Consider the following 25,360-nt stretch of genomic DNA (forward strand, 5'->3'; position numbering starts at 1 on the left):
TAGGTTCTAGGTTCTAGGTTCTAGGTTCTAGGTTCTTCAAAAATTTATAAACAACTATCTGTGTATCAAACTATTCTTAGAACCTAGGGCCTATTTCTTCCTAGTACCTTGTCACTTTTGTATGTGACTTAGGCTAAATAAACTCATTAACGCAGCTAAAGCGAACTACACACAGCAGACGTTCACCTAAGTAGTTTAGTCTAAGATAAGGCGGACACTCGACTTATCCCTATGAGCATACGTAGTTGTATGTGATTAGGGTCAGTCGAGTGGACAACGCAGTATTAGATTAAAATACGACGGTGATTACATTTGCTCCATGACTTCAATGCCTAAAAGATCTAGGCCCGTTTTCAGTGTATCCGCTACCAAATTACACAGCACTAAACGGCTATCGCGTACACTTGGCTCTACGCCTTCTTTAAGTACTGGGCACGCTTCGTAGAAGGTCATGTATAGGCTGGCAAGCTCGTATAGGTAACTACATAATACGTGCGGTGTTGCCTCACTGATCATTTGATCAAGTACTTCTTCTAATTGCAGTAGTTTAAGCGCAAGGGTTTTTTCTTGCGGCTCAACAATAGCGACATCTGCGTTTAAACTTGCTGCGTCTACGCCTGATTTACGGAAAATACTGCGTACACGAGTATAAGCATATTGTAAGTAAGGTGCTGTTGCCCCTTCAAAGCTAAGCATACTGTCCCAGTTGAAAATGTAATCACTGGTTCGGTGCTTAGAAAGGTCTGCATATTTAACTGCGCCAATACCTACTTTACGGGCAATTTCACTGCGCTCTTCATCAGTTAAGTCAGACTCACGCTCAGCAAGCTTAGCAGCAGCTCGAGTGATTGACTCTTCAAGTAAATCAGCAAGTTTTACCGTGCCACCTGTACGCGTTTTAAATGGTTTGCCGTCTTCACCCATCATGGTGCCAAATGGGCAAAATTCGTAGCTAGTTTCATCGCGTAGTAAACCGGCTTTACGTGCAGTAAGCTCTACTTGATTGAAGTGTAGGCTTTGACGCGCATCAACAAAAATTAAAATGCGGGCTGCGCCTAACTTGTTTGAACGGTAATCACAGGCGGCTAAATCGGTGGTTGCGTATAAGAAACCGCCACCTGACTTTTGCACGATAAACACTGATGGCTCACCATCTTTATTTGCCAGCTCATCTAAAAACACCACCTGTGCGCCTTGTGACTCAACGGCAATATTCTTATCTTGTAATAACTTAATGATATTGTTCAGTTCACTGTTATAAGCACTTTCAGCCATGATGTCGTCTGGTGTAAGCGTTACATTTAAGCGTTTGTATACTTCTTCAGAATGCTTTACCGAGGTTGCGATAAACAACTTCCATAGTTTTTCACAATGCGCGTCGCCACCTTGTAGTTTTACTACGTAATCACGCGCTTTATCTGCAAAACCTTCTTCATCATCAAAACGCTTTTTAGCGTCGCGGTAGAAGGTTTCTAGATCAGCAAGTGCCACAGAATCTAAATCAACACCTTGGCTGATTTGATCTTCCAGATGCGCAATCAGCATACCAAATTGCGTGCCCCAATCGCCCATGTGGTTTTGACGAATAACCGTGTCGCCACGAAACTCCAGTGCGCGTACTACTGCATCGCCAATGATCGTTGAACGTAAATGCCCAACGTGCATTTCTTTAGCAAGATTAGGTGATGAGTAATCAACCACTACTTTTTGCGGTTGTGCATGCTCAGCAACAGCCAGCTTTGCATCTTGGTTTGCCGCTTTTAAGCTTTGCGCTAAAAACTCAGGTTTTAGGTGAATATTGATAAAACCAGGGCCGGCAATTTCTGTTTTGTCTGCGATATCACTTACATCTAAGTGATCAATAATTTGTTGTGCAAGCTCTCGCGGGTTACTTTTCATTTTTTTAGCAGCGCCCATTGCACCATTAATTTGGTAGTCACCAAATTGTGGGCGGGTACTCTGTGTTACCGCAGGGTTAGTATCTGCTGGTAAGCCAGCGCCAGTCATGGCTGCGATGGCTCTTTCAATTAGTAGGGTACGAATATTCATGTAATTTATTACCTTTACCAACCCGCGTTAGCGGGCTTTAAATTAAAATTTGAGTCTAATTTTCACGCGTGTGGTTAAATGTCACTTCTGGATAGCGCTCAATTGATAAGTTAAGATTTACACGACTCGGCGCTATGTAAGTTAAATTATCGCCGCCATCAAGCGCTAAGTTGCTTTCGCACTTACGTTTAAAATCTTCAAACTTTTTAACGTCAGTCGAACTTACCCAACGTGCGGTATTTACATTTACGCTTTCGTATAAAGCATCTACGTTATATTCTGCTTTCAAACGCGCTACAACCACATCAAACTGCAATATACCAACCGCGCCTACAATTAAGTCGTTATTAATAAGCGGTCTAAATACTTGTACTGCACCTTCTTCAGATAGCTGCACCAAGCCTTTTAATAATTGCTTTTGTTTAAGTGGATCACGCAGACGAATGCGGCGGAATAATTCCGGCGCAAAGTTTGGAATACCAGTAAATTTAAGCTTTTCACCTTGTGTGAAGGTATCACCTATCTGGATCGTACCGTGGTTATGTAAACCAATAATATCACCTGCAAAAGCATCACCTGCACGCTCACGATCACCCGCCATAAAGGTTACCGCATCAGAAATACTGACTTGTTTACCTATACGCACATGGTTCATTTTCATGCCTTGGCTGTATTTACCCGACACAATACGCATAAACGCAATACGGTCACGGTGCTTAGGGTCCATATTCGCTTGAATTTTAAATACGAAGCCAGTGAAGTTCTCTTCTGTTGCAACAACAGTACGGTCTTCTGTTTCACGCGGTAATGGCGTTGGTGCCCACTCAGTTAGGCCATCAAGCACATGATCAACACCAAAGTTACCAAGCGCAGTACCAAAGTACACTGGTGATAACTCACCCGCTAAAAATAGCTCTAAATCAAATTCGTGCGATGCACCAATAACAAGTTCTAACTCTTCACGCAGTTGCCCAGCAAGCTCATCGCCAATCGCTGCATCAAGCTCAGGATTATCAAGCCCTTTAATGCTGCGTACTTCTTGAATAGTATGACCTTGGCCGGTTTTGTATAACAAGGTCTCGCCGCGGTGAATATGATAAACACCTTTAAACTCTTTACCACAGCCAATTGGCCATGTGATCGGTGCACAAGCTATATTTAGCTCTGTTTCAACTTCGTCTAACAACTCCATCGGATCACGAATATCGCGGTCACATTTATTCATAAATGTGACAATTGGCGTGGTACGTAAGCGCGTTACTTCCATTAATTTACGAGTACGATCTTCAACACCTTTAGCCGCATCGATCACCATCAAACATGAATCGACCGCAGTTAAGGTACGATAAGTATCTTCAGAGAAATCTTCATGTCCTGGGGTATCAAGTAAGTTTACTAGCGCTTTATTGTATGGGAATTGCATAACAGAGGTCGTGACCGAGATACCACGCTCTTTTTCCATTTCCATCCAGTCAGACTTGGCATGTTGATTAGAGCCACGGCCTTTAACGGTACCCGCTTTTTGAATAGCTTGTCCGAACAACAGTACTTTTTCGGTGATGGTAGTTTTACCAGCATCCGGATGCGAGATGATCGCGAACGTGCGTCGCGTATTGATTTCGTTTAATAAATTAGACATGTAAGCCGCTTTAAGTCATAACAAGGCGCAACCAAAAACAAACCTAAGCACAGGTCTTCGCTACGCACTGTAAATATAAAATAGAATTAGTCACATTATACCTTGTTTGTCTTAGCCAAAAAAGCAACGATTGCAAGTAATTAGCCGATAACTTGGTTTAAAATCAGCTCAACCCGTTTGCTGCAGCGAACGCACTAAACTTGTGTAATTTTACGCTAACGCATACTATTGATAGATTACATGGAGGATATTTTGTTTGGGTATGAGAACAAGTAAGTTAAGTATAAGATTATTATGGTATATCACGCCTTTGGTGATTTTACCGTTATTGTTTTTAGGTGGCTTTACTCTCACCAACGTTACCAGCTCCACACAAAAACAAGCCGAGCTCATTGTTAGCCGTTTTGTTGAACAGCAACAACAAAAAATGTTCAATTACATCGATTCATTTCACTCTACTACAAAGTTACTCTCGGCCTCCCCTGTACTAAGTGACTTTTTAGCAGATGACTTACGCGATAACGGCAATTACACCCGTCGCCTAGGCGCACTAATGGATGTATTTGCAAGCTATTCAGAAGCTTACCCCGATATTGTTAGCGTAAATTTAGTCTCTCCGGATGGTCAAAGCGACGCCTATTACTCCAGTAATTTAAATACCGCACCAACCAGCTATCCATTTTTCTCACAAGTTTTACAAAGTAACTTACGCCAACAACAGTTTATGGTGCAAAAACAAGATGGCACTACCAGTTTGTATTTTATTCAACGTATTTACAGTGCTGATTACTACCTTAAACGTCCGCAACAATTAGGGTTTATTGTGTTGCATGTTGAGCCATCGATTTTAAATACCAGCATTTTAGAAGCGCCCTATAACAATACCTTAAATTTATTACTGACCAGCAATGGCAAAATATTATTTAGCTCAGACTACAATAAGCGCGGTCAATATATTAGCGAATATGAGCTGCAACAAATTCACGACTTAGCCGATCTAGGTAAGCTCTCAACCATAGAGTTATCGAGTATTGATAAGGTTGAACGGATGATTTACGCCATCCAAATGAGCGGCGGTTATTATTATGTCTCGACCATCCCCAAAGCCTTGCTTTATCAATCCGGCAAAGCGATCAGTTTGATCACCGCCTTGATTGTAATTATTTCAGTGATCACCCTGCCGATGCTGATTTTTATTGTGGTACGTAATTTACTACTTAACCCAATTGAGTTACTTGGGGCAGCCAGCCATCGAGTAGGAGACGGCGATTTGTCGGTATATTTGCCTGCCCATAATAATGATGAGGTGGGGGTATTATTTAATGATTTTAATCACATGGTGAACCAAATTCGTCATTATCAAGACGAACTTGAAGAATATAAACATCACTTAGAAGATAAAGTCGAAAGCCGTACCAAAGCACTTGAAACCATGAATAGTCAACTCGAGGTGGCCATTGCCCAAGCGGAACAAGCGAACCAATTAAAAAGCCGCTTTTTAGCCAATATGAGTCATGAGATACGTACACCACTAACCGCTATCATGGGCTTTACTGAGCAGCTATTACACAGCCAAAATACAACCGGCGACGCTTGGCACCTAAATACTATATTACGTAACTCTAAACACTTACTTGAACTCATCAATAATATTTTAGACTTGTCGAAAATCGAAGCCGAAAAATTAGCAGTTGAAAAAGAACCGCTAGATATTGTGCAGTTAGTTCATGATATTGATTCGATTATTCGTCCTTTATCACAAGAGAAAAAACTTAACTGCAATATCAATTTTCACTTACCATTACCGCGCATAATTAATAGTGATAGCACTCGTTTAAAGCAAATTCTCATTAATATTGCCAGCAATGCAGTGAAGTTTACCGAGCAAGGTTTAATTGAATTAGATATTACCTATAACAGTGATTTACAACTCATAGAATTTGCCATTAAAGATAGCGGTATTGGCATGTCAGAGCGAGAAGTTGAGCGGGTATTCAAGCCTTTTGAACAAGCTGATACAACAACAACACGACGCTTTGGCGGCACTGGCTTAGGCTTATGTATTTCTAAAAATTTAGCACAATTGCTCGGTGGTGATGTTTATGTAACAAGCACGCCAGGCCAAGGAAGCTGTTTCTGCGTGCAAATTGCCTGTAACTTACCTGCTGATAAACAACAAACAGTGCCAATGCTGACTGAGTTAAGCCAATTAACTCCCGCTAAGGACTTACAGCTTTCATTCGCAGAAAATAGCTTTGATGCCAATATATTAGTCGCCGAGGATAACCCTGACAACCAAGTACTAATCAAGTTATTACTGCAAACATGGGGGCTTGAGCCTGATATAGCCAACAATGGTGCAGAAGCTGTTGAAATGGCGCTGGTGAATGACTATCAATTAATCATTATGGACATGCAAATGCCGGTAATGGGCGGCTTAGAAGCCACACAAATGCTCCGCCATGCAGCCTACGATGGGCCGATCATTGCACTTACCGCGAATGTAATGAAAGATGACGTAAACACCTATTTGCAAGCCGGTTGCGACGAAGCACTGGCTAAGCCTATCGATAAAGATGCCTTAGAAAGTGTGCTTGTTAGCTATTTAAATATTGAAAAAGACAGCCAAAATAAATGGGATAGCTTGCTAAACAGCGAAAAATTTCAACAGATCAACGACAACTATCGCTTAAAACTGCCAGGTTATTTAACCGACGTTACGCAGCTATACAATAATGGTGAGTGGGAGCAGCTCAGAGCACTGGCCCATAGTTTAAAAGGCAGTGCTGGTTGTTTTGGTTTTAGTAATATTCACCATGCGGCGGCCACACTTGAAGATAATTTACGTGGTCGTGATCACAATCGCCGTGATTATTTGGCACTGAGCTTAATTGAAGCGATAAAATATACCTTGCAACAAGAACAGTCATTAACCAAAAAGTAATGTCATTCCCATTAAGATAGCATCTTCATGGCCATTTTTTGATGGGTCACTACTTGGGTAGTAATTTTTACGTACCGACATTTCACTAAAGCCTGCCTGCTCATATAAGGCGATGGCACGAGTATTGGTTTCACGTACTTCTAAAAATAAGTTTTCAGCGTGATGCTTTTCGCCGTATTCAATAAACGCTGCAAGCAATTGTTTGGCAATCCCCTGCCCCTGAAAATCAGGTGCCACGCAGATATCCATTAAAGTAAAGTCAGGCCCTGCTTTTTCACCGATATAAAAACCAATAATTTGCTGCTCATTAAACGCAGCTAAATTAAAGTAACGCCCAGCGAGACATGATTGCATAGTGTTTACTGTCCACGGATGAGTGTGACACGCGTTCTCAACACGCATCAGCGCATCAATGGATAATTCATTAACAGATTCAAAGGTTATCAAGGTGTGTGCTCATCAGCGCCCATAGCGCGCGTTTATTATCAGCATTAAGCTGCTGGGTTGGTAAGCTCAATTGACCATCATGCCATGCAAGCTCATCGCTTTGCACTACTTGGCTAATTTTTAATGGCGCAATAGCGCGATTTAAATCAGCCAATAGCGTTGTACTTAGCTCTATATTTACCTGCGGCGCTGCACTTGGTGCATCAGAACGTTGTTCAGCGACTGGCTGTAATCGGAAATGCTGATTTAGTTCGAGGTTTTCTATACCAAAAATAGCTGCGTATCGTGGATGCATAAAAACTCAGTAGATTTAAACACTGGAACAATATAAGAAGTAATCAAGGCTATGTAAAGAAGAAGTGGCAGGGGCGGAGAGACTCGAACTCCCAACCATCGGTTTTGGAGACCGCTGTTCTACCAATTGGAACTACGCCCCTGCAATGACGACGAATTATAGAGAAGTTTCGCTAAAGGTAAAGAAAAAAATCACTCTTTTAGTTTAACTGCTTTTTAAATAAACAAAACGGCGAATTAGCCAACTAATTCGCCGTTTTTATAATTACTTACCTAAACTAGGATAAGCCTTCATATATCCATGCTCAGAACTTTTTACATTTTGCTACTCGCAGACGTTTTAGTTCAGCTTTGGCCCAGACTGAGGATTCGGCCATATCACAACGAAGCCCGTGCTTCTTTTCAGTAGTAAGCACGGTTAGGTTCAATTCTATTCACTTTTTATACTCAACTTGTTGTCCATTTTTAAAGCGTATCAAAACATGAGCGACCAGCTGCATATCAAGTCATACTAAGTGATGCAGACTCTGTTGTTAAAACTCATAACTCGCTTTTGCCCCAAAGTTATTTAACGCTCGTCGATATAAAAATATCCTTACTATTTTTTTCTTATTGTTTTTTAAGCGAAACTTTGTTGTTTATGCATGTACATAAAACCTTTCAGGTTGCTTAATAGCATCGGCAGTACGATCAATGCGAAGGCAATGTTAGATAAAGGGACGGCTAACCAAACACCATCGATACCTAGGTATTTCGGCAAGATGAATAGGAAAGGAAACTGTATCAACATATTGCCGACGGAAACAAACAGGGCTTGTCCGCTTTTACCAACGGCGACGAAGTAGATGGACGCCATGAATAAGAAGCCATCTAAAAACAATGCCATTAAGTGTAAACGAATACCGTTTTTGCTTGCTTCAAGTAATGCATCATTGCCTGTGGTAAAGATGCTGATAAAGATTTCTGGAAAAATGTTAAACAGTATTACCAAAGCTATACCGGACCCAACGGTAACAGAAAAGCCAGTTTTACGGTTTCGCTAATGCGTTTGTATTGCTTGGCGCCTAAGTAGTAACTCACTGGTGGCTGCAAGCCGCTGACTAAGCCTTCAGCGAAGAAGTAATAACAGCTCGCTAAGTAGCCAACAATCGCGAATGCGGCTAACTGCGTGGTGTCTCCGTAGGCCATAAATTGCATGTTATGGAACGCCATGACGAAGCTGAAGTAGATAAACATCACTAAGTTTGACGACCCTAATTGCACGATACGAGTGGCGATGGTCTTATCAAGTTGTTTAACCGATAGCTTGGTTTTAGCTTTTGACGACGTAAAGTAACGTATATCGGTAAAAAGCACCCTCTCGCTAAAGAAGATGTGTTGACTCTTTCGCAACTACAACAATATCGTCAGTTCGTACTATGTAACCGCTCAGGAGAAAACCGCGAAAATGCCCTAAGCCCAGATCATTTTGATTTAGACAGTTATTATTTGATTTGTGAATTGGTAACGCAGAATCAAGGCTGGGCCATATTTTGACTTATAGAACAAAGTGTCAGAGCATTTTTTCAGTGATGTTCCGAACAAAAAAAGTCCGCAATTACGCGGACTTAATTAAGATTTAATGTCTGTTAGTGCCAGACATTTCAGGCCTAAAAATTATTCCCACTCGATTGTCGCAGGTGGTTTTCCTGAAATATCGTAAACAACGCGTGAGATACCGTCGATTTCATTAATGATGCGGTTTGAAACCAGACCTAAGAACTCATACGGTAAATGTGACCAACGTGCAGTCATAAAGTCGATAGTTTCTACACAACGAAGTGAAACAACCCAATCGTACTTACGTGCATCACCCATAACCCCTACCGACTTAACCGGTAAGAATACCGTGAATGCTTGGCTTACTTTATGGTAAAGCTCTGCTTTGTGAAGCTCTTCAATGAAGATAGCGTCAGCACGGCGTAATAAGTCACAGTACTCTTTTTTGATTTCGCCAAGTACACGCACACCTAGACCAGGCCCAGGGAACGGGTGACGATAAAGCATGTCGTACGGTAAACCGAGCTCTAAACCAATTTTACGTACTTCATCTTTAAATAATTCACGCAGTGGCTCAACTAAGCCCATTTCCATGTCATCTGGTAAGCCGCCCACATTATGGTGAGACTTGATCACATGCGCTTTACCAGTTGCAGACGCTGCTGACTCGATAACATCTGGATAGATAGTACCTTGACCTAACCATTTTGCATTTTTAAGCTTTTTAGATTCGCTATCAAATACCTTAATAAATGTATGGCCAATCGCTTTACGCTTGTCTTCTGGGTCTGATTTACCAGCAAGATCCGCTAAGAATAATTCTTCGGCATCCACTTTGATAATGTTTAGGCCAAACTTATTGCCAAACATATCCATTACTTGCTGACCTTCGTTTAAACGCAGTAAACCGTTATCAACAAATACACAGGTTAAACGGTCGCCAATCGCGCGGTGAATAAGCATAGCCACCACTGATGAATCAACACCACCAGATAAACCTAAGATTACTTCGTCATCACCCACAGTATCTTTAATGCGCTCTATGGCGTCATCAATGATTTTTGCAGCAGTCCACAGTTTTTCACAACCACAAATATCAATCGCAAAGCGTTCTAGCAAACGTTGGCCTTGATGAGTGTGGGTTACTTCTGGGTGGAATTGTACGCCGTAAAAACGCTTTTCTTCGTTAGACATTGCCGCATGTGGGCAAGTAGATGTCTTAGCTGTGGTTTTGAAAGTATCTGGAATTTCCATTACTTTATCACCATGGCTCATCCACACGTCTAAAATGCCTTCACCGCCATCGGTAATGCTGTCTTCAATGGCATCAAATAATGCACAGTTACCGACTTTTTCAACTTGCGCGTAACCAAACTCTTTCTTATCAGAGCTATGAACGCTACCGCCAAGCTGAGTAGCCATTGTTTGCATGCCGTAACAAATACCAAGTACAGGTACGCCTGCATTGAATACATACTCAGGGGCACGCGGGCTGTTTTCTAAGGTTGTTGACTCAGGGCCACCAGATAGAATGATACCTTGTGGATTGAACTCACGGATCTGCTCTTCCGTTACGTCCCATGCCCACAGTTCACAGTAAACACCAATTTCTCGCACACGGCGGGCGATCAATTGCGTGTATTGCGAACCAAAGTCTAAAATAAGAATTCGTGAATCGTGAATGTCTTTGCTCATTGAGGGTCTCGTTAGTCAAGAACTAGCACTCAGGTTACCTGAATGACTATAATAAATAAGGGCTAGCGAAGCTAGCCCAGTAATTTTAATAGATTTGAAGCTATTAACCTAAGCGGTAGTTAGGTGCTTCTTTGGTGATTTGCACATCATGAACATGTGACTCACCCATACCTGCTGAAGTAACACGTACAAACTGAGGTTTAGTGTTTAATTCTTCAATCGTGGCACAACCGGTTAAACCCATTGCGCTGCGCAGGCCGCCAACTTGTTGGTGAATGATTGTCGCGATTGGACCTTTATAAGCCACACGACCTTCAATCCCTTCTGGCACAAGCTTGTCTGCTTGATTTGATTTTTGGAAATAGCGATCTGATGAACCTTCTTTTTGGTTCATCGCACCAAGCGAGCCCATACCACGGTATGACTTGTAGTAACGGCCTTGGTAAAGCTCGACTTCACCAGGCGCTTCTTCAGTACCCGCTAGCATTGAGCCAACCATCACACATGATGCACCAGCAACAAGTGCTTTTACAATATCACCTGAGAAACGAATACCACCATCAGCAATCACTGGAATGTCACGACCTTTTAGGCCATCAACAGCATCAGAGATAGCTGTGATTTGTGGTACACCACAACCAGTAACAATACGCGTAGTACAGATTGAACCTGGGCCAATTCCTACTTTAACTGCATCAACACCGGCGTCGGCAAGCGCAATCGCACCTTCAGCTGTTGCCACATTGCCAGCTACAATTTGTAGTTCAGGGTAAGTTTGACGAGTTTGTGCAACACGGTCGATAACACCTTGAGAATGACCATGTGAGGTATCAATTAGTAATACATCAACGCCCGCTTCGACTAATGCAGCAATACGCTCATCAGTACCTGGACCTACACCAACGGCAGCACCTACACGTAAACGACCTTGTTCATCTTTACATGCATGTGGTTTGTCTTGTGCTTTTTGATAATCTTTTACTGTGATCATGCCTTTTAATTTAAACGCATCATCAACAACAAGGATTTTTTCGATACGGTGTTCGTGCATTAATCCTAAGATTTCATCACGCGCTGCACCTTCTTTTACAGTGACTAACTTTTCTTTTTTAGTCATCACTGTTGAAACCGGTTGCTCAAGCTTGGTTTCGAAACGCATATCGCGGCTGGTAACAATACCAACAAGGCCGTTTTCAGCGTCCGTTACCGGAAAACCTGAAAAGCCTTTTTCTTCAGCAAGTACAATTGCATCTGCAATGGTTAAATCCGCTGTCACAGTAACAGGGAAAGAAACAATACCCGCTTCATACGTTTTAACTTTACGTACGTTTTTGGCTTGTTCTTCAATTGTCATGTTTTTGTGGATAAAACCTAAACCGCCCTCTTGCGCTAGCGCAATCGCTAAGCGTGCTTCGGTAACAGTATCCATAGATGCTGAAACTAGCGGCAAGTTAAGTTTGATACCACGCGTTAAGCGAGTTGAAATGTTTGCCGTGTGTGGCAAAACAGTAGAATGACCGGGTACTAAAAGTACGTCATCAAAGGTAAGAGCTTCTTTAGCAATTCTAAGCATTTTGGCAACTTCTCACATGTGGATCTTGTTTAAGGAATTGCGGCCAAATTTTATCAGCGTTGTGGGCACGAGTAAATAAGATTTCACAATTATTTATGATAAAATACCCCCATCATCGCTTTTTAGAGTCGCTTTATGGCCGTAACATCCCAGCAGCAAACGATTTATACCGTTTCTAGGTTAAATAGAGAAATAAGAACCGTACTCGAACAAGGATTCGCATCGTTAAATTTAACCGGCGAAATATCAAATTTCATTACACCAGCCTCTGGTCATTGGTATTTCACGCTCAAAGATGATCGCGCTCAAGTAAAAGCGGCGATGTGGCGAGGCAACAATCGAGGCCAACGCTATCGCCCTGAAAATGGCGCACAAGTGACAGTTCGAGCCCGAGTATCGCTGTATGAACCGCGTGGTGACTATCAGCTGATTGTTGAACACATGGAAGCTGCTGGCGAAGGGCAACTAAAGCAACAGTTTGATGAATTAAAAATGCGCTTAGCCGCCGAAGGTTTATTTAGCTCCGCCCATAAACAACCATTGCCTGGGGTTGTGCATCGTGTTGGTGTTATTACATCAGCCACAGGGGCGGCTATCAAAGATATTTTAACGGTACTTAAGCGTCGAGCGCCACAACTTGAAGTCGTGATCTACCCTGCTATGGTACAAGGTAAAGACGCGCACCTACAATTAATTGATAAAATCAATATTGCTAATGTCCGCAATGAAGTTGATGTAATTATTTTAGGCCGCGGTGGTGGATCACTAGAAGATTTATGGTGCTTTAACCATGAGCTACTGGCACGCGCTATTTTTGCCAGTAACCTACCAATTATCAGTGCTGTCGGTCATGAAATTGATACCACCATTAGCGATTATGTTGCCGATGTGCGCGCCGCAACGCCAAGCGCGGCTGCAGAGCTTGTTAGCCCCAATAGCAGCGAACTTTATAATCAAATCCAACAACAATTAAATCGCTTAGCCAATGCGTTTAAACATCAGTTATCTGCAAAGCAAAGCGTTGCAACAGCACTTGAGCACCGTTTAACATTATGTCATCCGCGTAATCAGTTAAATCAACAAGCACAACGTTTAGATGAATTGACAGTAGCATTACAGCAGGCGATACAAAATCGGCTCTATCAATATGAGCGCCGCTTAAATAATCTAACGCCGCGACTAATGCAGCGCTCACCAGATCGCAAAATTACTCAGGCAAGTCATCAATTACAGCAACTACAAGGGCGTTTAACACAAACCATGCAGCAACAATTACACAGTGCCCAAAATACCCTCGCAATGCAGGCTAGCCGATTAGAATCGGTAAGTCCGCTCAATGTACTCGCTCGTGGTTATAGCATCACTAAAAATGAGCAAGGGCAAGTGATTAAGTCTATTAAGCAAGTAACTCAAGGTGATTTAATTGTAACCGAGCTTGCTGATGGCGTGATTCAAGCTCTTGTCAGCTGAGGCTCGTTATTCTGACTCAGTACTTAATAATAATGAAAAATCGCGATCGCTTGATTTTGAAGTACTGACTTTAAATTGCTGCCAAAAGTCTTGTTGTACCAACTTATCGTTGAGTTCGCGCCATTGGGTATGATCAAAATCATCTACATCCTTTGGCGCTGCAAGTTCAAATTTACATACCGAACTTTTACACTGCGCACTAACTAATTCAGGGGTGATGCCAAGGTCAGCAATCTGTAAAAAGTCTTTCATAGCAGTCTCGGTACGATAAGCCCACTCTTCATTGCGACTTTGCTCAGTAAACTTGTCTAGCAAAGCTTGTTCAAAATCGGACGGTGCTTGTAATTGTTGTTCGTAAGCTTTTACTAATTTTTGCTGTTGCAGTAACTCACGCTTGAGCTGTTGCACTTGTTGCTCAAGCGTTTGTTCATCCGTTGTTTGCGCTGATGTATCTTGGGCAGACGAGGTAATATCAGTCACTTGTTGAGACTGGGATACTGTATCTAGCTCTGCAGCTACGGTACTGGCAGGCATTATTTTGACTTCTTGTTCAAGTACCTGTGTTTGTGTTGTAGTCACAGGAGCTGCTTCGTCAGAGCTCAACGCAAAATAACTCCACGTTAGAACAACACCTGTGATAAATGCTAACAACAGCGAAAATGGATTATTTTTACTCATACTTAATTCCTTTTAAGTTTTTTACTTAGAGCATTGCACTGGTGTGTGATTCGTTTTGCGGCTCATCAACCTCTAAAAAATTCTGATTCATACTTTTCGCTGGACAGGGGCAATTTGGTTTACCAACTATTTTAGCTGGTACGCCTACAACCGTGGTGTGTGGTGGTACGGCGCTCAGTACCACTGAGCCTGCGCCAATTCGGGCGCCCTCGCCGACCTCAATATTGCCGAGCACTTTAGCCCCAGCACCAATTAAAACACCGGCGCGAATTTTCGGATGACGATCGCCTTTTTCATTACCAGTACCACCTAGAGTAACTGATTGTAAAATAGAGACGTTATCTTCAATAACAGCTGTTTCACCAATCACTATACCAGTTGCATGGTCAAACATAATACCATGGCCGACTTTACAAGCAGGATGGATATCAACGCCAAATACTTCTGAGGTACGGCTTTGAATAAAGCGAGCGAGCTCTTTACGGTTTTGTAACCATAAGCAATGGGCGAGTCGATGTGCTTGAATTGCATGGAAACCTTTTAAATTTAATATCACAGTTAAATATGTATCGGCAGCGGGATCACGATCTTTAACGGCTTTTATATCATGGGCAACATAAGTAAGCATTCGATCACATTCAACAAAAGCCTGATCAAATAACTCCCGGATAGTAAATGCAGATACCACAGCATCAGATAACTTATTGGCAACGATAAAACTCAACGCAGACCCTAAACACTCATGATTTAAAATGCATGAATACACATGACTTGCTAATAGAGGTTCACGGGTAACGACTTCTTTTGCTTCGGTGCGGAGCTGTTGCCAAATTTCATGACGCATAGGACGGCCTTAGATTAATACGAAGATAAGCTTTTATGCAGTTTAACGGATTTCAAGTCAGATGTGTTAACGCTGCGGTTATTTGTTCTAGTTATTAGATATAACTAAATTTCAAAATCATTCTTTAATAATCTCATTATAGTTTTACATAATGAGTTACGACAGTAGATAAAATTAACGTGTAGCCATAAAAAATATAAAACTTTAAAATTCAATAACTAAACATCAATGACAGTTATACTGTCATATGACAAAATAACAACTGGCGTAAAGCTGACGGCGTAAAAAATAATAATAAACGCTAAATTAGCATCATCAACTTAATAAGGAATACGATGATGAACAATGACATACTCAATACAAAGAAACTAGGCTATAAATTTTACTTTCAAGATGGCGACGATCAAATAGCCTGCTTTGGCAGTTACTTCACCGGTAAGGAAGAAGTCTATATTAATGATGAGCTAGTTAGTGAAAAGCGAAGTATTAATGTCACAAGTAAACACCAATTTGAACTATCAGGTAATACTTTTAATGTTAAGTTTGAAATGCACAATATTTTAACTGGTAGGCTTGAGTGCTCACTGTTTAAAAATAAAAAGTTAGTTAAAAGCTTAGAGCAAACAACTTTATTTAGTAACCCTAAAAAATCAGCTCTTTTTATTGCTGGATGTTTTGTTGTTGGTTTTACTGTTGGGTATATTATTTCAACATTAGCTTTGGGGAAATAATCATGCAATTAAACCCCAAAACCATAAAAGCATTAAGGCAAAAGCTTGATTGGACTCAACAACAGCTTGCAGATGCCTGTGACGTAAGTTTACGAACTATTCAACGGGTAGAAAAAGAAGGTGCAGCGTCTAAAGAAACCACCATGGCCTTGTGTGCAGTGTTAGAAGTACGTCAAGGTGAGTTAATAAAACTTGAGGAAAATACAGTTTCAGTTGCTCAGACACACACTTTAAATACGCAAAGTATCACAACAATTTTAGCGCTGTCGTCCATTGCCAGCTTTGCGCTTGGCATGATCACCGTGTTTTTAATTATGAAATAAGGAGATTTAAATTATGTCAAAGGAATCGCGAGGACACATCACCTTAGTGCTTATCGTCAGTGCAATTATACTTTTTGGATTAGGTGTAAAAATTGGCGCAATGTTATAAAAATGCCCCAAATTTGGGGCATCTAAATTAAGCTTCTTAGTTATTTAAATGCTCGTTATTCAAACACCTTATCTACAGCAAGTACTTCAATATTTTTCGCTGGTATTGCCAGTTTGTAATTAGCGATTACTTTATCCTCAGCAACTAATTCAGCTGGTTTCTCTGCATTATATACCATAGGGGATGTTTGCTCTGACGCTAGGCGCTTTTGCATATCTTTTCCGTCGCCGGTGATAAACACATACTGAATATCATCCGTTTGTAAGTTCTCTTTTATGACACGATTTACATCAGCTACTGTCAGTTTTTCAAGCTTGCTCGTTACATATTTTACGAAAGTATCGGTGTTGTAAAACTCACTATCTAGCGCATACCCTAATTGACGGTTTTGGCTTGCTACCATTTGCGGCACAAAGTTAATTAAGAAGTTACGCGTTGCGTCAAAGTCTTTTTCTGTCATGCCATTTTTGATTAGCTTATCAAGTTCAAATAAAGCGGTACGCGTTGCAAAATGAGCGTCATTGTTCGAGCGCAGCGGGCGAAGCCATACTTGAAATATTTGCTCAGAGCGGCCTAAGTTTGCATCAGGCTTAGTCTGGAACATACCTCGTGGGAAATACTCAATATACGCGTAATCGCCGTAGTTCATACCGCGGGTTTGACGAATGCGCTCATAAAGATATGAGTTTGAACTGCGGTGCTCGCCAAAGTATGAGCGAACTAACCACAGTGCCGTCCAGTCTTCACTACTACGAATGGTATCAATTGGGAAGCCAAACGATACCGCAGTCGATTGCACTGATTTTTCTACAATTGTAGCGTGATGACCTTTTAGCGCTGGTGCATCAGGAATCGATAAACGACTTTGCTGACCTTTAGGCAAAGCACCTAAATCGCTAAACATGGTTGCTTTAAGTGATTCAGGTACTGCGCCAATTAAACCGACAGTCAGTTTAGCTTGAGTAAATTCTTTCGCATAAAACGCTTTCACGTCATCAAGTGTTAATGCTTCTAAATCAGATAGATCACCGTAGTTATAGCTCTCATATGGGTGACCTTGATACAGCTTATGATAAAGCACTTCTTTACCTAGCTCTTCGTCATTTGAGGCTTTTAGGCCAGATTTTATACCGTCGATGAGCTCTTTCTTAAGGCGTTTAAAGTCATCTTCTCTAAAGCCAGGATTTAGTAACTGCTCACTAACCAGTGCATACCATTGTGCAGCGTTATCTTTATGGACACGCCCTTGTAGCGAAATCATTTCTTTATCTATCTGATAACCAAAGCTACCTGCCAATGGATAAAGTGCCTGTTTAATGTCGTTGTAGCTCTTCGCCTGTGAACCACCTTGAGCAAGCATGGCCGCAGTGAGTGCAGCTACGCCTTTTTGACCTTTAGGATCAGCCGCAGCACCGGTATGGAATAACCAGTTAATATCAATCAATGGCGAACTATTGGTTTTATCTAGCACTTTAAAATGACGCTGTTGCACAGTTTGCTTGCTAGCAACGAGAGTGTTTAAGTCCACTTCTTGTTCAAAGCCAGCCACTTTATCCAGTGCAGACATAGTCACAGTAGTACGACCACTGTCTACAAAATACTTATTAGCAATGTCTTTAATATCTTGCGCGGTGATGCTATCTGCCGTTGCATATAACTGATTGACGACTTCTGGATCGCGCTCAAAATGCATATAACTGGCAAGGGTTGAACCTATAGCTTGTGATGAGTCTAGGCCGTTAATAAAGCTGTATTTAAGATTGGATTTTAAATCAGCTAGCTTTTGGCTATCAACCAACTCAGTGCGAGCTTTTGCGTAGGTGCTATTAATTGCATCACGAGCAACCGCTAAATCAGCCTCATTTTCAACTTTCACAAAAACATGTAATAAGCCGGGATCTTTGGTATCAGGGTTATAGCTAAACATTTGGCTAGCAATTTGTTTATCAACCACTAACTCTTGGTAAAGCTCTGAGTTGGTTGAAAAATAAAGCTGTGACAGTAAATCAAGCGCGGCTCTGTCTTTTTGTTTTGGCTGCCAGGCTGTGCCTTTATAAGATACTAATAACCAATGCCCTGGTAAGCCTTCGTTTTGCTCATGTATATATTTCGCCGCTTGCTGTTTTGGTTCGGTTGGAATATCAGCAACGAAATCGCCTTTTTGCCATTGGCCCCAGTGTTTTTTAACCATAGCCATAGTTTCAGCTGGATCAACATCGCCTACAATCACTAATGACACATATTCAGGTTTATAAAACTTAGCAAAAAACTCTTTACCGTATGCCATTTGATCCGGCATGGCTTCAATATCTTCAAAAAAGCCCATGGTGGTATGTTTATAAGTATGTTTTTCGAATGCTTCATTACGTACTGCAGAAAGTAACTTACGAACCGGGCTGGCATTATTTTTAAGGTATTCGCCTTTAACTGTTAATGCTTCGGTACGAAATTGCTCTTCTGAATAAGTCAGGTTTTGAAAAATATCCGCTTCAATTTCAAGTACTTTATCAAGATGTTGCTTTGAAAAGTTTAAGTGATAGTTAGTGTAATCATTGGTTGTATAAGCGCGATTATCAACCCCAGAATTTTTTAGAATATCAGAATACACATCTTGCGGATATTTTTCAGAGCCTTTAAACATCATGTGTTCAAAAAAGTGTGCAAAACCGGTTTTACCTGCTTCGACTTCATTACGAGAACCGACAGACACTGGAATTTGTAGTGATACCACATCAGGGTAATCAGTTTTCACCACCATAACGCGTAAACCGTTATCAAGCTCTTCTAATAAATAATCTTGTGAGAACACCCGATCATTACTACTGGCAACCGTTGACTGTTCAATCTCAACCTCTTTGACCATGTTTGAGCCGCTGTTATTTGCACAGCCGCTCAGTGCAAGCGTTACCGCAAGGCTCGTTGCTAATAATTTAAATTTCATTGCTATCCCTTGTTAGTTGAATAAATTTCTTGTTTTTAGTCATCCGATTATGCAACAAAGCAAGTCAATATAAGACCCCTGAGGTAATAAATTATGTAAACAGTTGTGTATCAGAGAACTCTTCATTCAGAGCAACATGAATAAAACTCACCTTCGTTGAAAAAGTTTCACTAAAAAAATCTATCTAGACGTCTAAATGGCTGCTATATTATTTGCCATAGACACTAACTTAGCTGGAATGAGGATTATGGCTTTATCACTACAAGAGAAAATTGAAGACACCAATCAGGGTGTGTACTTAATTGGTACAACCCCACCACGTATTGGTACTGATAAAGCGCAGCTTGAAATTATCGCCCAAAAGCTCTTAGCTCGTTTGCATGAAATTGAATACGATGGCGTGATTATTTATGACATTCAAGATGAAAGTAGTCGCACTGAGATGCCTCGCCCTTTTCCGTTCAAGCAAACAGTAGATCCTCGAGAATACAGTAACTTACTACGTAATTTATCGCATCAAGAAGTGATCACTTATAAAAGTGTTGCACAGCGCGGTGTGGCCGAATTTAAACAGTGGTTAAGCGAAACTAAAAACCAGTTTAATTTAAAAAACCTAGTATTAGTCGGTAGTCCATCATCTGACGGGGATATTAAATTAAGCCTGCCTGATGCTTATAAAGTCTTAAGCGAACAGCCTCAAGACTTCTTTTTAGGAGGCGTTACCATTGCCGAGCGCCACGCAAGTAAACGTAATGAACATGAACGCTTACTTGAAAAAACCACGCAAGGCTGTAAATTTTTTATCTCACAAGCTGTGTATAACGCGCAAGCAACCGTGGATTTGATCACCAGTTATGCGCGCAGCTGTAAAGCTCAAGGTATCGAACCTAAACGTATTATTCTAACCTTTACACCCTGCGGCAGTGAAAAAACCTTAGAGTTTATGCAATGGTTAGGAATTTCCGTACCTGATGCAACTAAATGGCGGATGCTTGATTCGCAAAACCCACTGAGTGAATCTGTACGTATTTGCCGTGAAAACTTAGATTTAATACTAAGAAGTTGCGCGCATTTAGACGTGCCACTGGGGTTAAATATTGAAAGTTTAACCAACCGTAAAGAAGAAATTGATGCATCTATTAATCTTTACCGCTTATTAAAAGCGACGATGGAATTAAACTTAGCTGAAAAACAAATTGCGTAAGTATCCGTTTTTATAATTTATCACTCAAAGTAAGCATATCCGTTTGCTTATTTTGAGCTTGATAATAAATACTATATTATGCAATGAATTAATAAGTCACGACTGAGAACGATTATTTGCGTCTTCTGTTTGGTGTTTTTTGCCCTGTAATACGTTTTTTGTCGCGCTCTTTACGTGATTTATTGGTGTTTTTACGGTTGTCTTTTGGCTTTTTATTTGGATCAGGTTCATAGCCAGCTAACCACTGCGGCGTTAGACGAGTATCAAGCAACACTTCAATTTCTTCAAGTAACCACTGCTCGTCAAGGCTGACTAATGACATCGCTAAGCCTTGCTCGCCAGCGCGCCCTGTGCGGCCAATACGGTGGACATAATCTTCAGCTATATAAGGTAATTCAAAATTAATCACATACTTTAACGAGACTATGTCTAGACCTCGAGCTGCAACATCGGTTGCCACTAGCACACGAGTGGTACCTTCTTTAAAATCTTGCAGTGCTCTATCACGTGCACCTTGAGATTTATCACCATGAATTGACTGTGTTTTTAAGCCATCTTTACACATTTCTTTGGCGAGTTGATCGGCCATTTGCTTTGTGCGAGTAAAGATCAGTACTTGGCGCCAGTTTTTCATGCCAATCATGTGCGAGACAAGCTCACGTTTACGGTCTTCATCAACCGCGTAAATGATTTGCTCAACTTCTACAGCCGCAGAATTACGTTTATTGACTTCAACAAGTTTTGGATCTTTTAATAACTTTTTACTGAGCTCAAATACACTATCGTCAAAGGTCGCTGAAAATAGTAAGGTCTGACGATCACTGGGAACATGGCGCAATATACGTTTAATTTCGTCAATAAAGCCCATATCAAGCATGCGATCGGCTTCATCAAACACCAGTGAATCAACACTTGATAGCTTAATGCTGCCTTTGATTATATGATCAAGTAATCGCCCTGGTGTTGCCACTACAACTTGTGCATCTTTCATGGCTTTAATTTGCGGGCCAATACTGGCACCACCATAAGCGAGTGCACCTTTAATATCAGTACCTTGCGCGTATTTCTCAAAGCTAGCGAAGACTTGCTGAGCAAGCTCTCGAGTTGGTGTCAAAATAAGTACTCTAGCAGTACCCGGCTCATCTTTACTTGGTGTATTAAGTAATTTATGTAACAGAGGTAATACAAAAGCAGCTGTTTTACCTGTTCCTGTTTGTGCACTCCCCATAACATCATGACCAGCTAAAATCAGCGGAATAGTTTTTAGCTGTATCGCCGTAGGGGTATGATATTCATTTTGTTCAAGTGCATTAAGCAGTACAGGATCGAGTTTTAACTCAGAGAAAGTAGTCGCAGACATAAGTTTAGCTTTGTGTAACAAATAATGGCGCTATTGTACGCCCAAAGCGAATAACAAAAAAGGCGCTTTGCGGCGCCTTTTTAAGCTTGCTAAATGTTCAAGCTGGTTTGAGGGTTTCTTTACGTTGGTTATAGAACGTAATTAGATCATCCACCGTATCTTGGCAATATTGTTGAATACCTGATACCAACATGTGCTTTTCACCACAGCCGACTTTTACGCCATTTTCTAACAAGTTAAAACGCAAAGTGATTTTTCCACGCTTGCCTGTATATTCAAAACTCGGCTCTGCGTATTCTAACGTAGGTGCATGGATCTCTAATGTATCGAGATTAATCAACATTGACTCATAGATAACCATAGGGCGAGCAGGGTTGATCATGACATCTTGCTTGCCCATGAGTGGAATAATAACATGCGGAAAAGTTGTACCTGAAAACTCAACGTAATTTTTTATTAGACTATCTGTGAGTGTTTGGCACTGGCTAGTTTTACCTTCACGCTTAACCTTCAGCATGACTTTATCGCCACTGGTAATATCAAACTCATCTGCCCCCTCAGGGAAGTTGAGTTTGGTATTCTCATCAACCATGCCGGCAAAGGTAAATTCCATTTTTTCACTGATGCCATAACGACTTAATACCAATGAAAATAATAAATCTCCAGGCACACAAAAACGTTTTGCATCTTTATCATGAAGTGGATTGTAATCATCAGCAACGCACTTTGCGAAACGACACCCTTGTTCACGAGAAATAGAGACATAGTCAGCATGTTGCTGATAAAAAGGACTTAACATAGTTGTTCACTGCTTAAACTGCTTATAACCTGCCTATTCTACCAGATAAAATTACAATAGAGGTCGAATCTGTTAAACTTTTGTTTCAGATACAAAAAAGCCGCGATATCGCGGCTTTTTTAATGATTTATTATAACTTATAAACCAGCACGTTCTTTAATAGCTGGTATTAATGCAGAACCGCCATGACCATTTGCTTCGGCCCATGCTATGTCAGCTCCATCTTCTAAAGAGCTTTTAGATAAGTTTTTCACAATGTATTCACCAGTATCAACTGCATTACTGGCAACCGCATGGCGTAGCAAGTTAAGACCATTACATTGTACTGCATCATAAATATTACGAATTTTCACACGTGAGCTTTTTAATTTATCACGTAGACGGTTTTTATCATCCGCAGCTATGTATTCACAGATTGAAACAGCTAACTGATCATCCGCTTTAACTGGCGCGCTAAAAGCAACAGAACCAGAAATAACAGCTGCAGCAATAACGAGTGTTGATAATTTAATCATTTTATACCCTTGTGTAATACTTTATAACTACCTTAGTTGTTTAATATTGTATCAACCTATAAGCTTAACCGCAATAATGTTACTTAACTTTATCCAATGTGACGAATTTATAACCATAAATGTTTTTATCGTCAGGTTGATTATACAGCTCTTCTACAACTTGCCAGTTTGCTGATTGTTCATAATCAGGGAACTGAGTATCCCCTGCAACATCAAGGTCAATAAACGTTAAATAAAGTGTATCGGCACTTTTTAAAAATTGTTGATATATATTCCCGCCACCAATCACCATTACCTCATCAGACTCACACAGCAATGAAATTGCGGCTTCAGGAGATGTTACTACATCAACCCCAACTGCAGTATAGTCTGTATTTCGGCTAATAACGATGTTGCGTCGACCAGGTAAAGGGCGACCAATTGACTCAAATGTTTTACGTCCCATGATCACGGGCTTATTCATTGTAACCGCTTTAAAATGCTGTAAATCAGCAGGTAAATGCCATGGCATATCATTATCTTGGCCAATCACTCTATTTTTAGCCATAGCTGCAATCATTGAAATTTTCACATTAAAACCCAATACTTTTTTATTATAAAAAGAAAAAGGAGCACCAGCTCCTTTTAAAATATTTTACTTTAGTCTAACGCTCATAGACAACTTCAACGTCATAATCGTCATCATCCCAACTATCCCAGTCGTCGTCATCATTCTTCTTAGTGGCATCTTTATGATAAGTATCCCATTTGAATTCAACTTCTTCATCTTCAACTGGTACAAACTTTTCTTTTGGCATGCTATCAAGTAGCGTCATGATGTTATGAATTAATGGCTGAGTATTTAGCTTATTAATTGCAGAAATATGATAAATATTTTCAGTCTCGCCTAACTCTTCAGCGATTTGCTCACATAGCTCCTGAGCTTCATCTTCAGGCAATAAGTCTATTTTATTAAAGACTAACCAACGTGGTTTTTCAGCCAGCTTCGGGCTGTACTGATGCAACTCATTGATGATCGCAAATGCATTATCTACTGGGTTTGAACCATCGGCAGGCATAACATCGATAATATGCAGTAATACACGGCAACGCTCTAAATGTTTCAAGAAGCGAATACCCAATCCAGCGCCATCAGAGGCACCTTCAATTAACCCTGGAATATCTGCAATAACAAATGATTTATTTGCTTCTGGACGTACCACACCTAAATTTGGAATCAGCGTAGTAAATGGGTAATCAGCTACTTTTGGTTTCGCTGCCGATACACTACGAATAAAAGTAGACTTACCTGCATTTGGCAAACCTAATAAACCAACATCAGCTAATAATAATAGCTCTAGTTTAAGGTTACGTACTTCACCCGGTGTGCCTAATGTTTTTTGACGAGGCGCTCGGTTAGTACTTGATTTAAAACGCGCATTCCCCAAGCCGTGGAAACCGCCTTTTGCAACCAAAATTCTTTGACCATGTTGAGTTAAATCACCAAGACCTTCTTGGGTATCAACATCCATGATCCGAGTACCTACAGGCACCATCACATATAAGTCATCAGCCTTTTTACCGGTACAGTTACGACTGCGGCCATTAGTACCACGTTCAGCTCTATGAAAACGCTCAAACTGATAATCGATTAGGGTATTTAAGTTTTCATCAGCTTGTAGATAAACACTACCACCATCTCCACCGTCACCGCCGTCTGGTCCACCATCTGGGACATATTTTTCACGACGGAAAGATACGATGCCGCTGCCACCGTCTCCAGCTTCTGCGCGAATTTCTACTTCATCTACAAACTTCATGATTACTCACTTTAGGGATTGGCTTGTTAATTTCACTATTATATACCTAAGCCAAGCTGATTGCAGGCTTGGCTTAGGTATATATTTATTTTCAAAACAAAAAACCCCGCAAAGGCGGGGTTTTTTAAGAACCGATTCTGATTACTCAGATACGATGCTTACGTATTTACGGTTTAAAGGACCTTTTTGTTCAAACTGAACTTTACCATCTGCTTTTGCGAAGATAGTGTGGTCTTTACCGATACCTACGTTTGTGCCAGCATGGAATTTAGTTCCACGTTGACGAACAATGATGCTACCCGCTAGAACTGATTCGCCACCAAAACGCTTAACACCAAGGCGTTTGCTTTCTGAATCGCGACCGTTACGAGTACTACCAGCTGCTTTTTTATGTGCCATTTCTAAGT

General features: G+C 40.9%; 20 protein-coding genes, 1 tRNA gene and 1 pseudogene. 5 read left to right on the forward strand and 17 right to left on the reverse strand.

Annotation, left to right across the window (positions count from 1 at the left end; all coding sequences use genetic code 11):
* Positions 1-306: 306 nt before the first annotated feature.
* Both argS and prfC read right to left on the reverse strand, forming a co-directional pair.
* On the reverse strand, positions 307-2,049 hold the full coding sequence (argS, locus tag H5183_RS11910; protein ID WP_182731774.1) for an arginine--tRNA ligase: 1,743 nt from the start codon (positions 2,047-2,049) through the stop codon (positions 307-309).
* 55 nt (positions 2,050-2,104) lie between these two features.
* Positions 2,105-3,688 (reverse strand): peptide chain release factor 3, encoded by a 1,584-nt coding sequence (prfC, locus tag H5183_RS11915; protein WP_145235504.1) that lies wholly within the window; start codon positions 3,686-3,688, stop codon positions 2,105-2,107.
* A gap of 262 nt (positions 3,689-3,950) precedes the next feature.
* Between prfC and H5183_RS11920 the strand changes: the two genes are divergently transcribed.
* The gene (locus tag H5183_RS11920) at positions 3,951-6,632 is read left to right on the forward strand and encodes a hybrid sensor histidine kinase/response regulator (RefSeq protein WP_182717137.1); all 2,682 of its coding nucleotides are present in this window, start codon (positions 3,951-3,953) and stop codon (positions 6,630-6,632) included.
* Here H5183_RS11920 and rimI read toward each other — a convergent pair.
* From rimI to guaB, 6 genes and pseudogenes are all read right to left on the reverse strand, one after another.
* Positions 6,618-7,079, reverse strand: a complete 462-nt coding sequence (rimI, locus tag H5183_RS11925; protein WP_182731775.1) for a ribosomal protein S18-alanine N-acetyltransferase — start codon at positions 7,077-7,079, stop codon at positions 6,618-6,620. The genes H5183_RS11920 and rimI overlap by 15 nt on opposite strands.
* A complete protein-coding gene (locus H5183_RS11930) occupies positions 7,066-7,374 on the reverse strand; it encodes a hypothetical protein (protein ID WP_182731776.1) in 309 nt (102 codons plus the stop codon). Before H5183_RS11930 ends, rimI begins: the two co-directional genes overlap by 14 nt.
* 65 nt (positions 7,375-7,439) lie before the next feature.
* A tRNA-Trp gene (locus H5183_RS11935) sits at positions 7,440-7,516 on the reverse strand.
* 476 nt (positions 7,517-7,992) lie between these two features.
* Positions 7,993-8,609, reverse strand: a pseudogene (locus H5183_RS22020) (MATE family efflux transporter).
* Between the two features lie 420 nt (positions 8,610-9,029).
* On the reverse strand, positions 9,030-10,607 hold the full coding sequence (gene guaA / locus H5183_RS11945) for a glutamine-hydrolyzing GMP synthase (protein ID WP_145235498.1): 1,578 nt from the start codon (positions 10,605-10,607) through the stop codon (positions 9,030-9,032).
* A 103-nt stretch (positions 10,608-10,710) separates the two neighbouring features.
* Complete coding sequence (gene guaB / locus H5183_RS11950) at positions 10,711-12,180, reverse strand: IMP dehydrogenase (protein WP_149982073.1); 1,470 nt, start codon at positions 12,178-12,180, stop codon at positions 10,711-10,713.
* A 135-nt stretch (positions 12,181-12,315) separates the two neighbouring features.
* Between guaB and xseA the strand changes: the two genes are divergently transcribed.
* Positions 12,316-13,650 carry an exodeoxyribonuclease VII large subunit gene (gene xseA / locus H5183_RS11955; protein WP_182731777.1) on the forward strand — a complete coding sequence of 445 codons (1,335 nt, stop codon included), beginning with the start codon at positions 12,316-12,318 and terminating at the stop codon, positions 13,648-13,650.
* A 6-nt stretch (positions 13,651-13,656) separates the two neighbouring features.
* Here xseA and H5183_RS11960 read toward each other — a convergent pair whose 3' ends face one another.
* Both H5183_RS11960 and cysE read right to left on the reverse strand, forming a co-directional pair.
* Positions 13,657-14,328, reverse strand: coding sequence for a hypothetical protein (locus H5183_RS11960; RefSeq protein WP_182731778.1), 672 nt, complete (start codon positions 14,326-14,328; stop codon positions 13,657-13,659).
* Positions 14,329-14,353: 25 nt separating this feature from the next.
* Complete coding sequence (gene cysE, locus H5183_RS11965) at positions 14,354-15,172, reverse strand: serine O-acetyltransferase (protein WP_182731779.1); 819 nt, start codon at positions 15,170-15,172, stop codon at positions 14,354-14,356.
* Between the two features lie 338 nt (positions 15,173-15,510).
* On the opposite strand from cysE, the gene H5183_RS11970 reads away from it, so the two are divergent.
* On the forward strand, positions 15,511-15,903 hold the full coding sequence (locus H5183_RS11970; protein WP_182717228.1) for a hypothetical protein: 393 nt from the start codon (positions 15,511-15,513) through the stop codon (positions 15,901-15,903).
* A gap of 2 nt (positions 15,904-15,905) precedes the next feature.
* The gene (locus H5183_RS11975; RefSeq protein WP_016708636.1) at positions 15,906-16,226 is read left to right on the forward strand and encodes a helix-turn-helix domain-containing protein; all 321 of its coding nucleotides are present in this window, start codon (positions 15,906-15,908) and stop codon (positions 16,224-16,226) included.
* Between the two features lie 164 nt (positions 16,227-16,390).
* On the opposite strand, the gene H5183_RS11980 is transcribed toward H5183_RS11975, so the two are convergent.
* Positions 16,391-19,276, reverse strand: coding sequence for a pitrilysin family protein (locus tag H5183_RS11980; protein WP_182731780.1), 2,886 nt, complete (start codon positions 19,274-19,276; stop codon positions 16,391-16,393).
* 247 nt (positions 19,277-19,523) lie between these two features.
* On the opposite strand from H5183_RS11980, the gene H5183_RS11985 reads away from it, so the two are divergent.
* The gene (locus H5183_RS11985) at positions 19,524-20,480 is read left to right on the forward strand and encodes a methylenetetrahydrofolate reductase (RefSeq protein ID WP_145235486.1); all 957 of its coding nucleotides are present in this window, start codon (positions 19,524-19,526) and stop codon (positions 20,478-20,480) included.
* 112 nt (positions 20,481-20,592) lie between these two features.
* Here H5183_RS11985 and H5183_RS11990 read toward each other — a convergent pair whose 3' ends face one another.
* The 6 genes from H5183_RS11990 to rpmA form a co-directional block, all read right to left on the reverse strand.
* The gene (locus H5183_RS11990) at positions 20,593-21,840 is read right to left on the reverse strand and encodes a DEAD/DEAH box helicase (RefSeq protein WP_182731781.1); all 1,248 of its coding nucleotides are present in this window, start codon (positions 21,838-21,840) and stop codon (positions 20,593-20,595) included.
* Positions 21,841-21,937: 97 nt separating this feature from the next.
* Positions 21,938-22,639 (reverse strand): DUF3581 domain-containing protein, encoded by a 702-nt coding sequence (locus tag H5183_RS11995; protein WP_145235481.1) that lies wholly within the window; start codon positions 22,637-22,639, stop codon positions 21,938-21,940.
* Positions 22,640-22,776: 137 nt separating this feature from the next.
* Positions 22,777-23,154 (reverse strand): DUF3718 domain-containing protein, encoded by a 378-nt coding sequence (locus H5183_RS12000; RefSeq protein ID WP_145235479.1) that lies wholly within the window; start codon positions 23,152-23,154, stop codon positions 22,777-22,779.
* Between the two features lie 79 nt (positions 23,155-23,233).
* The gene (gene folA / locus H5183_RS12005) at positions 23,234-23,713 is read right to left on the reverse strand and encodes a type 3 dihydrofolate reductase (RefSeq protein WP_145235540.1); all 480 of its coding nucleotides are present in this window, start codon (positions 23,711-23,713) and stop codon (positions 23,234-23,236) included.
* An 85-nt stretch (positions 23,714-23,798) separates the two neighbouring features.
* Positions 23,799-24,953 carry an Obg family GTPase CgtA gene (gene cgtA, locus H5183_RS12010; protein WP_145235477.1) on the reverse strand — a complete coding sequence of 385 codons (1,155 nt, stop codon included), beginning with the start codon at positions 24,951-24,953 and terminating at the stop codon, positions 23,799-23,801.
* A gap of 141 nt (positions 24,954-25,094) precedes the next feature.
* Entirely contained in the window at positions 25,095-25,352 is a 258-nt protein-coding gene (gene rpmA / locus H5183_RS12015; protein ID WP_064665557.1) for a 50S ribosomal protein L27, read from the reverse strand.
* Between the last annotated feature and the right edge of the window lie 8 nt (positions 25,353-25,360).

This window comes from Pseudoalteromonas sp. SR44-8 (assembly GCF_014163635.1).
GTDB lineage: Bacteria > Pseudomonadota > Gammaproteobacteria > Enterobacterales > Alteromonadaceae > Pseudoalteromonas > Pseudoalteromonas rhizosphaerae.

Excerpts from the sequence above, each read along its gene's own strand:
- argS (WP_182731774.1), bottom strand. The coding sequence starts at position 2,049 with ATGAATATTCGTACCCTACTAATTGAAAGAGCCATCGCAGCCATGACT.
- prfC (WP_145235504.1), bottom strand. The coding sequence starts at position 3,688 with ATGTCTAATTTATTAAACGAAATCAATACGCGACGCACGTTCGCGATC.
- H5183_RS11920 (WP_182717137.1), top strand. The coding sequence starts at position 3,951 with ATGAGAACAAGTAAGTTAAGTATAAGATTATTATGGTATATCACGCCT.
- H5183_RS11930 (WP_182731776.1), bottom strand. The coding sequence starts at position 7,374 with ATGCATCCACGATACGCAGCTATTTTTGGTATAGAAAACCTCGAACTA.
- guaA (WP_145235498.1), bottom strand. The coding sequence starts at position 10,607 with ATGAGCAAAGACATTCACGATTCACGAATTCTTATTTTAGACTTTGGT.
- guaB (WP_149982073.1), bottom strand. The coding sequence starts at position 12,180 with ATGCTTAGAATTGCTAAAGAAGCTCTTACCTTTGATGACGTACTTTTA.
- xseA (WP_182731777.1), top strand. The coding sequence starts at position 12,316 with ATGGCCGTAACATCCCAGCAGCAAACGATTTATACCGTTTCTAGGTTA.
- H5183_RS11960 (WP_182731778.1), bottom strand. The coding sequence starts at position 14,328 with ATGAGTAAAAATAATCCATTTTCGCTGTTGTTAGCATTTATCACAGGT.
- cysE (WP_182731779.1), bottom strand. The coding sequence starts at position 15,172 with ATGCGTCATGAAATTTGGCAACAGCTCCGCACCGAAGCAAAAGAAGTC.
- H5183_RS11970 (WP_182717228.1), top strand. The coding sequence starts at position 15,511 with ATGAACAATGACATACTCAATACAAAGAAACTAGGCTATAAATTTTAC.
- H5183_RS11975 (WP_016708636.1), top strand. The coding sequence starts at position 15,906 with ATGCAATTAAACCCCAAAACCATAAAAGCATTAAGGCAAAAGCTTGAT.
- H5183_RS11980 (WP_182731780.1), bottom strand. The coding sequence starts at position 19,276 with ATGAAATTTAAATTATTAGCAACGAGCCTTGCGGTAACGCTTGCACTG.
- H5183_RS11985 (WP_145235486.1), top strand. The coding sequence starts at position 19,524 with ATGGCTTTATCACTACAAGAGAAAATTGAAGACACCAATCAGGGTGTG.
- H5183_RS11990 (WP_182731781.1), bottom strand. The coding sequence starts at position 21,840 with ATGTCTGCGACTACTTTCTCTGAGTTAAAACTCGATCCTGTACTGCTT.
- H5183_RS11995 (WP_145235481.1), bottom strand. The coding sequence starts at position 22,639 with ATGTTAAGTCCTTTTTATCAGCAACATGCTGACTATGTCTCTATTTCT.
- H5183_RS12000 (WP_145235479.1), bottom strand. The coding sequence starts at position 23,154 with ATGATTAAATTATCAACACTCGTTATTGCTGCAGCTGTTATTTCTGGT.
- folA (WP_145235540.1), bottom strand. The coding sequence starts at position 23,713 with ATGATTGCAGCTATGGCTAAAAATAGAGTGATTGGCCAAGATAATGAT.
- cgtA (WP_145235477.1), bottom strand. The coding sequence starts at position 24,953 with ATGAAGTTTGTAGATGAAGTAGAAATTCGCGCAGAAGCTGGAGACGGT.
- rpmA (WP_064665557.1), bottom strand. The coding sequence starts at position 25,352 with ATGGCACATAAAAAAGCAGCTGGTAGTACTCGTAACGGTCGCGATTCA.